Origin of the sequence: Novipirellula rosea (genome assembly GCF_039541335.1) — a bacterium.
GTDB classification, from domain to species: domain Bacteria; phylum Planctomycetota; class Planctomycetia; order Pirellulales; family Pirellulaceae; genus Novipirellula; species Novipirellula rosea.
Genome location: NZ_BAABGA010000032.1, coordinates 15,237 through 31,884 on the forward strand (window position 1 = coordinate 15,237; position 16,648 = coordinate 31,884).

Annotated in this window: 5 protein-coding genes; 1 reads left to right on the plus strand and 4 read right to left on the minus strand. The window is 54.0% G+C overall.

Annotation, left to right across the window (positions count from 1 at the left end):
* Positions 1-369: 369 nt before the first annotated feature.
* On the minus strand, positions 370-6,126 hold the full coding sequence (locus tag ABD971_RS12715; protein ID WP_345322568.1) for an anti-phage protein ProA: 5,757 nt from the start codon (positions 6,124-6,126) through the stop codon (positions 370-372).
* A 1,437-nt stretch (positions 6,127-7,563) separates the two neighbouring features.
* Here ABD971_RS12715 and ABD971_RS12720 point away from each other — a divergent pair.
* The gene (locus ABD971_RS12720) at positions 7,564-8,475 is read left to right on the plus strand and encodes an HNH endonuclease (protein WP_345322570.1); all 912 of its coding nucleotides are present in this window, start codon (positions 7,564-7,566) and stop codon (positions 8,473-8,475) included.
* 1,839 nt (positions 8,476-10,314) lie between these two features.
* Here ABD971_RS12720 and ABD971_RS12725 read toward each other — a convergent pair.
* The 3 genes from ABD971_RS12725 to ABD971_RS12735 all read right to left on the minus strand — a co-directional run bounded on the left by ABD971_RS12725 (position 10,315) and on the right by ABD971_RS12735 (position 16,641).
* Complete coding sequence (locus tag ABD971_RS12725; protein ID WP_345322572.1) at positions 10,315-13,443, minus strand: hypothetical protein; 3,129 nt, start codon at positions 13,441-13,443, stop codon at positions 10,315-10,317.
* A 1,277-nt stretch (positions 13,444-14,720) separates the two neighbouring features.
* The gene (locus ABD971_RS12730; protein ID WP_345322574.1) at positions 14,721-15,215 is read right to left on the minus strand and encodes a YciE/YciF ferroxidase family protein; all 495 of its coding nucleotides are present in this window, start codon (positions 15,213-15,215) and stop codon (positions 14,721-14,723) included.
* Between the two features lie 307 nt (positions 15,216-15,522).
* The gene (locus ABD971_RS12735; RefSeq protein ID WP_345322576.1) at positions 15,523-16,641 is read right to left on the minus strand and encodes a GNAT family N-acetyltransferase; all 1,119 of its coding nucleotides are present in this window, start codon (positions 16,639-16,641) and stop codon (positions 15,523-15,525) included.
* Positions 16,642-16,648 lie beyond the last annotated feature (7 nt).

Below are 16,648 nucleotides of genomic sequence, written 5' to 3' on the forward strand. Positions count from 1 at the left end.
GATCGCTTCGATTCCGATCTCCTTTAACTCCCCCATCTCGTGAGCCCAAGGCGATGGCAGTGTCATTGACGTTGGAGTGGAAAAAGCCCGTTGCATAGCCCTCTGAAACACAGGATTGCATTCTGATCCAAAATGGACCTCTCTCCTTCCATCGCTGCCATAATGAACGATGATTACTCCTGTAAACTCACTTTCATGCCTTAAACGCCAACACAACGTAGCATGAACACATGAGTTGGTGACGGTATATGTCCCATTTTAATACATGGTGGGTAGCTGAACTTGGCTTTCTGCAATGCCACTAGGAACCGCTCGCTTGAAACTGACAACGCAACTTACTGATCGGTTTCTGACGTCAGCAAAAACGGACTAGCATAGTTCATCCTTGCCCTTAAGCTCTTGCCAACGAGAAACGGCCTCCTCAAAACGTTGGCGAGCGGACTGACTTAAACGCCCAAGGCCGATACTTCGGGCCAACGCGATGGCGGGATCGTCCTCGGAAAGCAGATGCTCATTCCGCTGAATAAGACCAAGAAGTTCAGCGATGGGTATTTCGCCAACACTACGGCGATCATCCTCACAGGACGCGTTGCGAAAGCAGATTATTCGTGAGGGCGTTTCGCTTGACCAGAGAAATCGCCCTGTGGTTTCCTTGGTGGACGGAACTCCAATCAGCAAATTAAGTACTCGCGATCGAATGTTGGCACCGGTTCTCGCAAATCCATGAGCACGGGCAACTTGCTTCGCTAAGACGTCGTCGCGAATCGGAGCTTGTTGATTTAAGATGGCCACCGCCATAGCGCGAAGTTCATCGTCATACGATGATTCAAAAAATCGATCTTGATTGGATGCCAAATCGGACAATTTCACACGAGCGTAGAACATCTGAGGATCACCATGGAACCGCTCGTTGGACTTGTCAACGGTCAAACCTTTTGGCGCGAGGTCAATATCATGCTCCGATTCTATCCCAGAGGCAGATTCGATTGCACTGAAACTCGTATCAGGCTCGGTAATATTGGGATCGACGGTGTCGAGTTTTTCCGTATCGAGTGGAACATCGTTGCGCTGATCGTCCAAGAGTTGCTGCAATTGACGATGGACAGTTTCGGTAGCGGACTTCGCGTCATACCACCACTCTGGTGACCAGATGCGAACGATGTTCCAGCCGAGATTTTCGAGCACCTGCTGTCGGATTTTGTCTCGATCTCGAGCGACAGCACTTCGATGATAGGTCGCTCCGTCGCATTCCACACCGGCGAGATACGCTCCGGGTTTGTCAGGGTGAATGACTCCGAGATCGACGCGGAAACCGGACACCCCGACTTGAGGTACCACCTGCCAGCCAAGGCTTTGCAAGGATTCTGCAACCGCTTCTTCAAACGGCGAATCGAAACCACCGCCACTGCCCTCACTTCGGGCCGCTATTGCCTCGGGCCCCTTTTCGGCGTACTCCAAGAAGGCTTTTAAATCTCGTACTCCACGCGAATTGGTTCCTAAGATGCTCAATTCATCTGCGGTGAACGATGAAAAGACAAGAAGCTCTTGTCGCGCCCGCGTGACAGCGACGTTCAAGCGTCGCTCCCCTCCGTCGCGATTCAACGCACCAAAGCTTCTGGGAACGGTTTCACCTTTGACTTTTCGACCATATGTGATAGAGAACATCATCACGTCGCGTTCGTCGCCTTGAACATTTTCTAAATTCTTTACAACGGTGGGTTCGGTTCGCTCATCGGCAAAGTACCAATCCAATTCGGGGTTGTCTCGCAGGGCTTGATCAAAAAGATCCTGAATCAACGATTGCTGTTGGCTGTTGAAGGTAATGACCCCAAATGTCAACCGTTCATCAATGGGCAACAACAGGTTTCTATTCATTCGGGCAACGGCCTCGGCGACGATGGCCTCAGCTTCCTTGCGATTCGTGCGACTCTTGCCACGATCGTACATCGCATCGGGTAGATGAACAAAAGAAACGCCGCGATCTTCTGATTCAGCCGCCGGAAACGTGACCAAGTTGTTGCCATAATAATTCCAGTTGGAGAATGCGATCAGTGATTCATGGCGACTTCGGTAGTGCCAATTCAGCTGCAGCGTCGGTAGACCGGAGGCCTTCGCCTCATCGAGAATACTTTCGAGATCTTTCTCGTGATCTTCAATCCCTTCGTTCGTGTGATCATCGTCGGCACGGCCAAAAAAGTTCGTTGGTGGCAACTGCTTAGGGTCGCCAACAATGATCGTTTGACGTCCGCGCGCAATGGCTCCTACAGCATCCCAGGTTGTAATTTGCGATGCTTCATCAAAAATTACTACGTCAAACAACGTCTGGTGCACCGGCAAATATTGGGCAATCGACAGCGGTGACATCAACAAACAGGGGGCAAGTTTCCCAAATGATTCGGGCATCGCAGCAATCACTTCCCGAATCGACTTACTGGGTCGCTGTAATCCGATCTGATGACGCAGCAAACCGAGCTCACTTCTTCTCGGAACCCCTTCGGGCATGGGGAGATCATGGGCGATTGACTGTTTCGCCTGCAGCGAGGCGAGCGAACGAGCCTGTTCATCAAGCTGACAAAAATCTTCAATCGCATCCTCGTGCTGAAACCGCTGGAACGTTCGCAAGATGTCATCGCGATCGATCACCCCTCGAACCCACCATCGTGCGTAAGCCAACCGAAACCGATCGGCGAGTTCATTCGATGCGATATCACCTTGTTCTATCGATTCCACAAACCTGGATAAACCCGCAACCTGTGCCGCCCTGCGCACTTCGCACCATGCGGTCCAGCGCCGTAGACTCGTACGGTTCGCTTGGATTTGCATCGCCGCATCCTCCGATGCACGCACTATTTGGGACGTAGCCTTCGTGATCGGCATTTTACCAGCCGTATCGCCAAACGTTTTCATAGCGTCGAGGAACACACCCATCGCAGTTGAGTACTGTTTTGCAGTGGCGAACAGCGGAGCATCTGGATGCTGCCCATTGATGAATGGACCAACGGCATTGGATATCACCTGGAGACTGTCCATCTGCTTGCCAACTGCAACCAGGGATCGTCGAACCGCTGTGGCCTTGGTTAATTGTGAATCAAGTTGCCGGATGTCCGTTTCAGTCGCATTGTAGTGCGTTGATGGCCCCGCAAGAGGGCTCGCGTTGATAATCTCAAGCTGAGCTTGAATCGAACGGATCGCAACAATGTCGGTATCTGGGTTCGCAATCCCTTCGTTGGCATAGGTTTGAAGCAAGCGAGTGACTTTGCGTTTTGCAAACCAGGACAGCGGCCAGACAGACGCGATGGCATGACGCCAATTCTGGTCGATCTCATCGAGTGGAATCGTGTCGAGCGATTCGTCGTAGTTTGCCGCTGCAGAGTTGCGAGCCTGAGCATACGCCGTGATCGCGAGATCTAATTGTCGATGCGCATCGGGGAACTTGGTAAATTGCTTGTGAAACAACAGCTGAACGTCTTCGTCCGCGGCATCCAATAATGATTCCGCCAGTTGGCCGATGCCTTCCATCTCAGCGAGCGAGACATCATTACGGCCTGGGATGCCAATGCAGTCACAAAAGCGAGATAGGGTCTCCCGCAGTTCGTCGGCAGCCCGTTGGAGCGATGCACATTGCGACAACAATGCTTGTTCCCATGACGCGGACCAACGTGTCGCATCAACAGCGGGCAAAGCCGTTCCCTCTTCAATGGCCCCGTATGTGAGCGCAATTTGATCGATGATATCGGATAGTTTTTGGAACGCAGCACGGTCGTGCTGAACCGAATCCTCCCAATCGAATTCGGGCGTTGTATGGTCACCGCCTTTGACGCAGGTTCCCATTGCTTCGAAGACCGTCCACCCGTTTGAATACTCCTTGTGTATTGCTGCGACGTAGGAGTTCAGTTCGTCGCGACGAACTTTCAAACGACTGCTGACCGAGATCCAGTCATTTTGACTTACCTGGCGATTGTCTTTCCAGGCACTGTCGAGTTGATCGAGGAATTTGCGCCGTTCAGCCTTGTTGCTGTGAAGTTCCAAACAACAATCACCCAATCCGTGCGCCCGCAAGCGACGATACACAACATTGAGGGCTGCGGTTTTCTCTGCTACAAACAAAACCGTTTTGCCGGTGGCCAAGCATTGGGAGATCATATTGGCGATTGTTTGGCTCTTACCCGTTCCCGGCGGCCCGATCAACACAAAATCTTGGCCTTCCGATGCGGCCATCACAGCTGCCAATTGGGAAGAATCAGCGGGGAGAGGATGATAAATCTCGTTGGGATCGTACCGAATATCGACTTCGAGAGCTTGAGGAATCGACCCGCCCTGGGACTCAAAAGGACGATCGGGGCTGTCGATCAAGTGCCGGACGACCCGATTGTTCTTCAGCGTATTGATGCGCTCAATCAAGTCCTTCCACATCAAGTACTTTGCGAACGAGAACGTGCCCAACGCAGTCTCGTCAACCACTTCAAAGCCAGGGATCTCGCGAACTTCACGCCGCATTCGCTCCAAGATCTGCGGAACATCGACGCCGCTCTCGTCCGTTGGAAGATTAGATTCAAAGAAAGACAGATCTCGAGCGAAATCCTTCTTGAGCAATTGAATTAATGTTGCGTTGAACCGCACATCGTCCTCATGCATCGCCAATTTAAACGATGAAACCGCGCTTTTACGAATCAGCTTGACAGGCACCAGCAGCAAAGGAGCGCGGTAAAATTTCGTGTCCTCGGGTTTCTTCCACCGCAGGAATCCGACAGCCAAAAAAAGTGTGTTTGATCCACCTTCGGCAAGGTCATTTCTCACATTGCGATAGATTGTGGTCAGGCGACCGGCAAGCTCTGATTCGCTAAGTGAGCAAGACACCTCATCGCGATCGAGTGCTTGGATTGCAAATTCGGAGTCGAGATCCTGCTTGGATTTGCTGCGGTGAATCTCGGCGTCTCGCCCGCTCAGCGGATTGTGCTCAGACAGCGAGATCAATCGCAATTGTTTTCCCGCAGCTAAATGATCTTCCAGCAGTGAGATATTAGGACAATGAATTGGAACGGATTGCTTACTGTCCTTGAAATTTAGCAATCGGTTCCGTAGCGACAGATCCAATAGTTTTCGTTGCCAGCGGTCAATTCGTCCTTCAGGTGTTGCAGGTTTTGTGTCCTCAGCACTTTGCATCGGCGCTGTGATAGTGGGAGCGGCCGGCAATGGTAACGGACCGCTGGGATGAGCGGTGTCTTCATCCATGGTTGCGATTGATTCGTGCGACGCAAGCGGCCGAATCTGCGCCATTCGGGCCCGAGTGATGTCGATGGTCGCTAGATAGTTGTCTTCATTGGACTCACCGGTTGAACTTACCGCGGCTTGGATCGCATCTTCAAAAGGTGCAGGTGGGCGATGCGTGATCAACGTGGTTTCAAACGTGATCAGCTCTCGAGCCGCGATCGCCTTGCGAATTTCGCTGCAATCGGTTTCAACGACTTGATCCATCGTTTTCTCCACCAGCCAAGCACCTACAAAGCAATGTCCATGGACAAGCACGATGACCGGATTTAATCCGACTGCTTCAATCGCTGCGGCGAACAGTAGCGTGGTATCCAAACAGGTCGCTAAGCCTTCGGAGAGAATGGTAGACGGTCGTCGCGTTTTTTGACCTTCGGTTTCAAAGCTGCACGGCGGAGTGGCATACGTTAACGACTTTGCTGCGACCGCAGACCAAATCGCGGCGACCAACATGTACGCGCGTCTCGGATCGCCACTCTGATACCCATCGAGTGCGGACGAATGCTCATGCTGGGAGAGCACGTCGCCGGCGACCTTTAGAATTTTTGAGACTGCTGGATCATTTGGCATCACGAACGCCGCTAGCAATTCGCGACTTGAATTTAATCCCCCCCACTGGTCGCGAGCCAGAACGCGGACGTCGTGCGAAGCCGTCGTGATTATATCGCCATCCACTGAAAGCGTGAATTCAATAACCCCGCGTTCCGCTTCGTTCAATCCATTGAGGTAATCTGGATCAAGTTCGATATTGCGATCACGGATCGCCACACCCGAGCCAGCGCCGATGTGATCGATAATCCATTTCTTAGGACGTGCAAATCCAGGGATCGAACGAACCTCTAGGCAAAGGTTCTCCAACGTTTCGCCCTCCCGATTGTCAATCTTAAGGCATCGAAGAATTGGAACCGAATTTTGCCAAGATGCGTAATTGAGACATGTCGCTACGCTGGCCTGGATTTTGACGCAATCTGTAACCCCTTGTTTATTATTTTCAGCATGCATAATGATATAGCGACCCTCGGTGTATTGTCTTGACTTCCCGCGATTGTAATCGCCAGATCTGATTGCAAGATGTCGCAGATTAGTTTTGCAATCGAAATCGGCAAGCAAAGGTTCAACGATACGGTTTCGGAGAGATATTCCACCGGGCCACGAGGCGTGCAGTCAACTTGACCGCCCTCAGAGGCAACGTCCGGAAACTACAATGCCGATTTATTCGACTACTTTGAATTGACGCTATTGCTGCATTTCCAGGGAAACTTCACCCCGTTCAATCGGCGACTTGAGTTACTGCGTTTGGACCAAATCGAGAGATGTAAGGACTGAGAGGTCCCATAAGAAATACCCTGTGAAAACAATTTCTCATCTCCAGGTGTTTCTGCAGATCCGGAAGCCTAGCTTCGCCTAATACAAGTAAATGCCTTTACAATGTCGAACTATTTGAAGAGCAGCTTTCTCAACTAACACGGTACCCAACGGCGTCTGGAAACGCTCAACATATACCAATTTCTTCGTTATTCTTCATGAATTCGCTTACACCGAGTCGGTTTCCCGATATTTCGACTCAGGGATGATTTGCTTGTCTTTACACAAAACCAGCCCTGTTAGGAAATCACTCTAAGTCAACGTCGTAGGCTAACCTGCTTCCCTGGTTACAAGTCCACGCTGCTGCTTGCGCTATTCTATCGGACTAAGAATCCTACTTTCTACCACGCACTACGCAGTGTTCTCACCACGCCTCTATACACCTCGCCCTTATTTCGAGGGGGAAGCAATCGATGCTGTGTGCAAACGCTTACGTATAACAAAGACACTGTTGAAATACGCAAGAAGATATAAACTCCGTCAGCAAGCAATTTGCAATCAAGCTGCAAGTAAAACCATGCGAGGAGGTGGGAATGCGACGGATACATCACCTGGTCCAAACGGTTGCACCGTACTTGCTGAACAATGACATGGGTGGTTGATCCAATCAGATAAGTCCTCAGCTATAGTTCACTCGTCCCCGAAAATCCACAGGGAAGATGATTCGTTTTGACAGAAAATGATTAATTCTGAGGACAGCCTGCTTGCAGGTGTGTTGCCTGTGTCAGAAATAGCTGTGCTGCGAGGCAAGCTTACACGGAAGCTTGAGTGGTGACGGCTGTTTTGCTATTTGCGAATCAGCGATTCTTGCGGGATACCAGTCAGAAAATTTGGAGGGCTAAATATTGCGATGGTTCGGGAAAAAACACGCTCACAACCGCCTAGAATGCAACGAAGAACTAACTCCAACGACGGAGAAGCAACGCGATCGTGGCACACGCGTACGACAGAATCATTAAGAAACTCGCTAAATTGCGAGTCGATCGCTCTAAAGGGATCGCGCCGCACAAGCCGCTGTTGCTGCTGGTCGTTCTGGAGCTTGCTAAATCGGGGCTGCTCGACGATCCGTTTTTGAAACTGACGCCCGACTTGGCCTTCCGCTTCTCGGTCTACTGGTCGATCGTGGCTCATCGTCGCCCCCAACCGCCCGATGTGCGACTGCCATTTCACCATCTTGGTTCCTCCAAACTTTGGACGCCGTTGACCGCGGAAGGAAAGCCATCGAATCAACGCGATTTAACCGCCTCGATCCGGCTTTCGGATGAATTTTTCGCCGCGTTGCAATCGCCCAGCTTCCGGCAAGCCGCGGGATACACGCTGATTTCCAATTACTTTGAGCACGCTGAACAAATCGCCCTCTATGAACTCGCTGGAATCGAGCCGCCCGACGACACGGCCGTGCTTGATGAGCTGGCAGCGCAGGCGGATAGGGAAGCTCGCGCTGCAGGACGTACCGCACGCTTCCGCGTCGATGTCGTTGCAGCCTATTGCCACACCTGTGCGCTGACCGGTTACCGCATCACCACGACCACGGGTCACAGTATCGTCGACGCCGCCCACATTCGACCTTTCGCCCATTCGCGAAACGATGATCCTCGAAATGGCATCGCGCTGTGCAAGAACTCGCACTGGCTGTTCGATCTTGGGCTCTGGAGTGTCGATGAGGACTACCGCGTGATCGTCGCCCACGAAGCCTTTGACGAAGACTGCCCGATGCAGTCGTCGTTGGCGTCGATGGCCGGCAACCGATTGATCCTGCCGCGTGATCGGCGGCTGTGGCCGGCGGTAAAACACCTGGCGTGGCACCGACGCAAATGCTTTCTGGGGCCGATGAGGGCATGAGACAAAGCCGGACGGCGAACAGGACTTGGCGGGGAGATGCAGGATTGAAAAAGTTCAATTGACAATTGTAAATTGAAAATTTGCGGGTGGCGGAGTCGCGGGGTGCCGGTAGCGGAAGTCGTTGAGACTTTCGAGGGTGCGTCGGTTTCCGCTGCCACGATGCCCTCCCGGGAAAACTCGCGGAAGGCTCGTTTTCCGACCTTCCCGGCTGCGCTGGGAGGGTGAAGCCCGGACAGTAGGGTGCCTTGCTGTCCATGGGGCGGCTGCAGTGTGGATCGTCGTCATTCGTTCTGCGCGAAGTACGCCGAAGAAACGCTACGCTTGCGGAGCGAAGGGCGACGATCGAGCAGACGTCTTTGGTAGGAAGATGGAGGTAAGAAGATGAAGCGTTATGGGAGGCTGGTGTGACGCGCGCCGGCCACCACTTTTCGATTGCCACGCTTTCGAGCGATGAGCTCTGGTTCGCCGGTGCATCCTCCCCATTTTCCGACCTCCATCTTCCTACCCACGTTTTCTCAGGTGCAGCCGGATAATCGGCTATTGGCCGGTGGGCGGTGGGCGTAGCTGACGTCGGTGGCGGTGAAGGGTTGGACCGATTGAAAAAGTTAAATTGACAATTGTAAATTGAAAATTGCCGGTGGCGGAGTCGCGGGGTGCCCGTAGCGGAAGTCGTCGAGACTTTCGAGGGTGCGTTGGTTTCCGCAGCCACATTGCCCTCCCCGGAAAACTCGCGGATGGCTCGTTTTCCGACCCTCCCGGCGAAGCCGGGAGGCTGAAGCCCGGAGAGTGGGGTGCCTTGCTGTCCATGGGGCGGCGGCAGAGTGGAGCATCGTCATTCGTTCTGCGCGACGTACGCCGAAGAAACGCTACGCTTGCGGAGCAAAAGGCGACGATCGAACAGACGTTTTTGGTAGGAAGATGGAGGCAGGAAGATGAAGCGTTATGGGAGGCTGGTGTGATGCGGGCCGGCCACCGCTTTTCGATTGCCACGCTTTCGAGCGATGAGCTCTGGTTCGCCGGTGCGTCCTCCCCATTTTCCGACTTCCATCTTCCTACCCACGTTTACTCGGGTGCATCCAAATAATCGGCTATTAGGCCGCTGGGCGTAGCTGGCGTCGGTGGCGGTGAAGGGTTGGACCGATTGAAAAAGTTAAATTGACAATTGTAAATTGAAAATTTGCGGGTGGCGAAGTCGCGGGGTGCCCGTAGCGGAAGTCGTCGAGACTTTCGAGGGTGCGTTGGTTTCCGCAGCCACATTGCCCTCCCCGGAAAACTCGCGGAAGGCTCGTTTTCCGACCCTCCCGGCTTTGCCGGGAGGGTGAAGCGTTCCTTGGGCTCACGCCCAAGGCTACGTGCTGCCGCCACATCCATGGCTGTAAAGTCAGCAGTTTTCAATTGTCAATTTACAATTTCACCTTTTCAATGTTTTGCGGTTGCCGGCACGAGAGCATCCCGAGTACCACAGCGTTCGTCGAAAGGGTAGCCGTTTCGAAACTCTTGACGAGTTTCGCTACGGGGAAGCATTGTCGCACGGCTTTCCAAGCCGTTGGCGTGCGAGAGCGGTTAGATTGTCGGAGCGAGAGAGACGCCTGCAATGAGAAGGGTGAGCTCGACGCTCGCGGTTCCAGCTTGGAAAGCTGGCCGACAATGACGGCCGAAACTCTTGACGAGTTCCGCTACGAGGAAACATTGTCGCTCGGCTTTCCAAGCCGTTGGCGTGCGAGAGTGGTTAGACGCCTGCAATGCAAAATGGTGCGTTCTACGCTCACGGTTCCAGCTTGGAAAGCTGGCCGAGGAAGACGGCCGAAACTCTTGGCGAGTTTCGCTACGAAAATTTCGCTACGGGGAAAATTTCGCTACGGGGACGGGCAGGCGGCGGGCCGCGGCGGGCGAGGGAAGCTGAGCAGCGTCCTTCTGCGCGGGTGCCGCTGGCACTGCCTGATGCCCTTCGACCTGTGGTAGTATCTCAGGGGCCGGACAACATGAGGCATGGACGACTTTCATCGTCAACTCGCCTCCAACCGAGATAAACGGCCACTCACCAAATCGCAGCAATAGGTTGCCTTTGGCGATCTCGTAGTCCTTGGTCGCATGCAACGTGCCACGGAGTGCAGCGTCTATCTCTTGACGCATTTGTTGACAGCTCAACTCGATCGTGTTGCCGTCTCGGAATATCGCAGACACTGGCAACGACACCGCACTCGCGTCTCCGCTGCTGTCTTTGATCTTGAACTTGGCGATCACCTCGACGGTGCCGTGCAATGGCAATGGGTGCTCGCCACTATACTCGATGCGGATCGAATCTTGCAGGTTGCAGCGTTCGTTCCAGAGGACCTCGTCAACGGCTCCGGTGTCGGACACTTTCATCGTGCCGCTCAGTGTTGCGGTGTTGTTCAAAGCGAAATCGGGGGCAGTCGTTTTCGGCGGCGTAGCAGCCTTTGCATCAACCCAAAGCGGATTGGACAATCCGGCCGGTGTTCCGCAGCGAACCACAAACTTGTCTTTCGCACTCAGCTTCGCGGATAAACCGTTCACCTTCACCCGGATCAGTTCACGACTGATCACCTGCACGCTCGCTTCGGTTTCGGAACTGTAGCTGTTGCTCTCCGCTCCGCCGACGATCACGTGCGTGAGTGTGGGATGGAAATTTCGGCCCTGCAAAAAGAAATGGGTCGTTTTGCCTTCGTCTTCTTCGGTGGTGACATAATCGAGTCCATAAACGCCATGCAGCACTGGACGCAGCTGCACGTCGCCTTTGTTGAATAACGTCGTGCCGGATTGCTCGTAGGCGTAAGGCACGTTGACCTCGTACGATTGCAGCGACAACATTTTCTCTAACTGGTCGACTCGGCTGATCAGACGAGCATAGTCGCCAGGACGGAAACACTGAGCATCCTTGGCCTCACGCAAATTGCCGCGAAGCCGATGGATGCGGCCGCCCAACGCGACCATCTCCTCGTAACTCTGCTTCGTCGCTCCTGGCTTGGTCAGTCGTTCCCAGTTCGTGGTGACGTCAAACTCGACGTGCGGTACGAAGCTGGGCATCGCAATCAACACTTCGCATTCACGCATTCCGGGTTCTAACGACAGGTGTTTCTGGTCGTAATGTTCGGTCGGGCCGGTGGACCAGATCAGACGCGCCAGCGCAGCGACATTATTTCGCTCCTGCGGCGGTGATTGCACACGCGGATAGAAGTACCATCCAAACGTGTCATTATCGTGGCTGAAGGCGACTGCGGTGCGATTCAGATCGATCGATGCCATATCGAGGGCTAATTGACGACTCATGTCCACACGCTGTGCGGTATTGAGTGAGCCGCGAGCGACCGAGATCGCCAGTGCGATCTGCATCTCGCGGCGACGGCTGAAGGCATCGTACACATTCTGTTCTTCGACTTGAGGATCGAGGGCGAAGACGTGAACGGGGAAGTTTTCCTGGATGACCATCTCCCACAACCGCACGACCTCTTCGTTCGGTGTGACTTCTTCTTGAAAGAAGTAGACGCTCTCGGCGAGCGCCGCATCGGATTGACTGATTTTACCTTCCAGCGCCAAGCCTTCGATCATTCGCTTGATGTTATGGTCGAGTAGACCGGCTTGCAGTGCCAACGGCCAAGCGATGAGTGCGTTTTCACCGATGCAGGTTTCTGACGATGCCACGTTTACCCAAGCACAGCGGGCCGACGTGACGTCGCATCCCTTGGCCACGTCGTTGGCCGCGTCGGCGATCACATACGGGGTCGGATAAGCCGGGTCGTCATACGCCAGTGACAACAGGTTTTGGCGGCGGAGCATTTCATATTGCTGAGTCAAATTCTCGAACAAGAAATGCCGAAGCTCTGCCAGCTTGGGTTGTCCGTCTTTGAACTGGCATTTTGCCAGCTTCACGATCGCACTCACACTATCAGGTCCGTAGGTCTCCTCGGTTTGAATTTCTGGTACGACAACGGGATCTTGGTTATAGAGACTTTTTTCCTCAAAAAACCTATCTTGCAAACGGGAGTCGGCGTTATGAACCCGAACTTTTGTAGGCTCAGTCGATGAATCGGTGTAAGCGCCGACCTGCGAGCGAACTGATTTCCCATCTTCTGCACACTTCGCTCCTTCGGCGGTAAATTTCTCCCAGTTGCCATGGATGTAGACCGACAGATCATCGACGACATCGGCGACCACCAATTTTGGAAAGGTGTACCGCAGGTGGGCTGCATCGACGGCCAATCGAGCACGCATGTTGACGACGGCGGAATAGCCTTCGTGCGTTTGCCGGCCGGGCAGCACCGAGATCGGCACCCGGAACTTGTACAGTCCGTAACCGGCTTGGCGACTCCGTTCGTCACCCATGTTTCGCCGCCGCAACGCTTGGTTGACTTGAATGTAAGTCGATTCTTGCCGCAACAACTCCGTCGGCTCGACTCCGACATTTGGCTTTTTCGGTGGTGCTGCGGTAATCAATTTTTGCAGCAGATCGCTTGGCAATTGGTTGGGGATGTTGGCTCCCGAGCTTCCGCCCACCGCCGGCAACACCAGCTGGTTGACTTGTTGCTGGGTCAGAGGCGTCGGTGCACCGGTATCGGCAGCAAACCCGCCGGCGGCCCCTGCTGCCACTCCGGTTGCCGATTGAAATTCGGCTTGATCGCTTCGGGCCAGATAGGCAGAGAGGACCTCGTCAAAATCGTTGACGCTGTCTGCCATCACGCTTTCGTATTCTTGAATCGAACTCATCAAGTTCGCATCGCCCCAGACGTCAGGAGCTTTGACGGTGATCGAACCGTTACGCCGGATTTCGTCTTCGATACGGGTCAGTTCCGATGCGAGGTGCAGAACGGAATCGGGCGAATGGTGTCCGGTGTGCCGCTCGCCGAAGGTGGAATCGAGGAAATGGTGGCTGCGTTCGCTGCGACGCCATGAACATCCCGCGATCGCGACCACAAGCACGAGGCTAAACCAATACCGAAACGAACACGTCATGGGACACATCCTTGTAGCAGCTTGATTAAAACTGCGCAAAAACCACTGATTTTCCGGAGTCTCGTTCGAGGTGCCCCCTCCGGCAGACAAAAACCACGCCATCCAGAGAGGTATTCGGCATCCCAGACGCTTCCGCTTGTGCCGAATTTGACGATTTTGCCGACAGCGACCTCCAGAGGCGTAGATATGCAACGCAGCGAGCGTCTTGGTAGCGGATGTCGTCAAGACTTTCGGCGAGTTTCGCTACGGGAAGCAAAGTCGCTCGGCTTTCCAAGCCGTTGGCGTGCGAGAGTGGTTAGATTGTCGGAGCGAGAGAGACGCCTGCAATGAGAAGGGTGAGCTCGACGCTCGCGGTTCCAGCTTGGAAAGCTGGCCGACAATGACGGCCGAAACTCTTGACGAGTTCCGCTACGGGAAGCAAAGTCGCACGGCTTTCCAAGCCGTTGGCGTGCGAGAGTGGTTAGACGCCGCAGCGTGAGAGACAACTGCAATGAGAAACGTGCGCTCGACGCTCGCGGTTCCAGCTTGGAAAGCTGCCCGAGGATGCTGCCGAAACTCGTGGCGAGTTTCGCTACGGGGAAACATTGTCGCACGGCTTTCCAAGCCGTTGGCGTGCGAGTGTGGTTAGACGCCGCAGCGAGAAAGACAGCTGCAATGAAAAACGTGCGGCCAACGCTCGCGGTTCCAGCTTGGAAAGCTGGCCGACAATGACGGCCGAAACTCTTGGCGAGTTTCGCTACGGGGATACATTGTCGCACGGCTTTCCAAGCCGTTGGCGTGCGGGAGTGGTTAGACGCCGCAAGGAGAAAGACAACTGCAATGAGAAACGTGAGCTCGACGCTCACGGTTCCAGCTTGGAAAGCTGGCCGACAATGACGGCCGAAACTCTTGACGAGTTTCGCTACGGGGATACATAGTCGCTCGGCTTTCCAAGCCGTTCGCGTGTGAGAGTGGTTAGACGCCTGCAATGCGAAGGGTGAGCTCGACGCTCACGGTTCCAGCTTGGAAAGCTGGCCGACTATGCTGCCGAAACTCTTGGCGAGTTTCGCTACGGGAAGCAATGTCGCTCGGCTTTCCAAGCCGTTGGCGTGTGAGTGTGGTTAGACGCCAGGGCGGGAGAGACAGCTGCAATGAAAAAACGTGCGGCCAACGCCCACGGTACCAGCTTGGAAAGCTGGCCGACAATGACGGCCGAAACTCTTGACGAGTTTCGCTACGCGAGAGATCCGGCGATCGGCTGCTCTTGCGTAGCGAAGACTCCCTTTTCCGGACTGACCTTAGCCGACTGCCATTGCGTCTTTGTTCACCGACTCGGCGAGTTCCGACAATTTCTTGTCGGCATTCTCTTCTTCATCGATCGTCTGTTTCAACAACTTCAATGCGTTGTCATAGCCGAGCGATTTCGCCCAGGTGCAAAGCGTGCCGTAGGTCGCGATTTCGTAGTGCTCGACCTTTTGAGCACAGGCGATAATCACCGCGTCCTTGACCGCCGGGTCGGCGTCCTCCTTGAGCATCTCTTCCGTTTCGGTGATCAAGCCCTTCATCGCTTCGCAGGTCTTTGCCCGAGCCGTCTTGCCGGTTTCCTCGAACGCCTTCTCGACTCGCTCGACTTGTTGCTCGGTTTCATGCAGGTGCTTCTCAAGGGCTTCTTTCAGCTTGTCCGATGACGCGTTTTTGACCAGCTTTGGCAGCGCTTTGACCAACTGTTTCTCGGCACTCAGTGCATCACGAAGCTCATCGTAAAACGCATCCGCAAGGCTTTTCATTGACATGATTGGTTTTCCTCGAAAGGGAATTGTGGGAAAGAGTAATGAGGAAAACCATCTAGCGATTGGTGTACCAAGCCGGTGTCCTTGGGCCTCGCGTCCAAGGCTACGTGCTGTCGCCACGTCCGTGGCTGAGAGGCCAGCAATTTTCAATTGTCAGTTTACAATTGTCAATTTACAATTTTACCTTTTCAATGTTTTGCGGTTACCGGCATGAGAGTGTCCCGAGTACCACAGCGTTCGTCGAAAGGGCAGCGGTGCCAAAACTCTTGACGAGTTTCGCTACGGGGGAAGGGGGAAGCGGGTGCTGGCTCTAGCTGCTCGTCTCGAGTAGGTCGATGTACAACAGCACGTCGTCGAATGAGGCGTCTTGCAAAAAGTGAACCTGGGCGTCGGCCGCGAGACACTCAAAATGCATCGCTCCGGCACAGACACCGGGACAGAAGCCGAGAAAAGTGAAGATGAGATGACGAACGTCACCTTCCTGCTGCGATTCTTCCCCTGTAATACCGTTCCATTTCGCAGCCCAACTCGAATCGAGCACTTCATACGCTTCGCACGGCTCGAGTGATTCGAGATCAATTGCATGCTCGGCGGTCGCTTCGTCCCCTTTGCTGCGGAATTTTCGCTGCACACAAACAGCCAACTCGATCACCGCAGTCCCCTCCACCCCCACATTTCCGTCTTCGCCATACTGCGTGGCGTGAAACGTGACGTAGGTGTTGCGAATCCGTGGGACGAGCACCGCTCCTGCGGTACCCACGGTCGGCTTCACCCCGAGATCGAGCTTCTTGACTTGATGACTAGCAGCGTTCGTATCCGCAGGGTTGCCCGCTTCATTGCCGACATCCTCTGCGACCGCAAACATCGATGCACCGGCAAATCCGCTTGCTACGACGGTGACCAGCGATGCATTTTGCAGGAAGGCTCGGCGGTTGGGTGAACTGCTTTGAGGCGACTCATCGATGCGTGGCAACCGTTCCATCAAGCAATAGACGCCGGTGTCATCGACCGTTGTGAATCCCAAGCGGTCATAAAGATGTTTGGCCGGATTGTTGTGTTCAACATGAATCCGCACCGGCAAACGGAGCTTGTCCGCTTCGTCCAAGATTTGACGCATGATCGTGCCGCCGATTCCTTTACCACGAAACGGTGGCAGCAGTGCGATATCAACCACGCGATGCTCGTCGCTGCGCCGCTGCAGGTACAGTCGCCCCGCAGGCTCGCCATCGACCAAGATCAATTCAAATGCGGCATCCGAGTAATGTTCTTGGTAATACGTATGCTGCGCAGAAAATTGCATTCGCAAAAATTTTTGCTGTTCTTCGAGAGGCCAACCCGTCATGGCAACCTCCTCAGCCCGCGTGCTGGCGTACACTTGGTTTAGAAATGCCAAGTCGGAATCCGCAATGGGTCGATAGGAGATATTCATGGGGTTC

Bases quoted from the DNA above. Each gene is read 5' to 3' on its own strand.
- ABD971_RS12725 (WP_345322572.1), bottom strand. From the start codon at position 13,443: ATGACGTGTTCGTTTCGGTATTGGTTTAGCCTCGTGCTTGTGGTCGCG.
- ABD971_RS12730 (WP_345322574.1), bottom strand. From the start codon at position 15,215: ATGTCAATGAAAAGCCTTGCGGATGCGTTTTACGATGAGCTTCGTGAT.
- ABD971_RS12735 (WP_345322576.1), bottom strand. From the start codon at position 16,641: ATGAATATCTCCTATCGACCCATTGCGGATTCCGACTTGGCATTTCTA.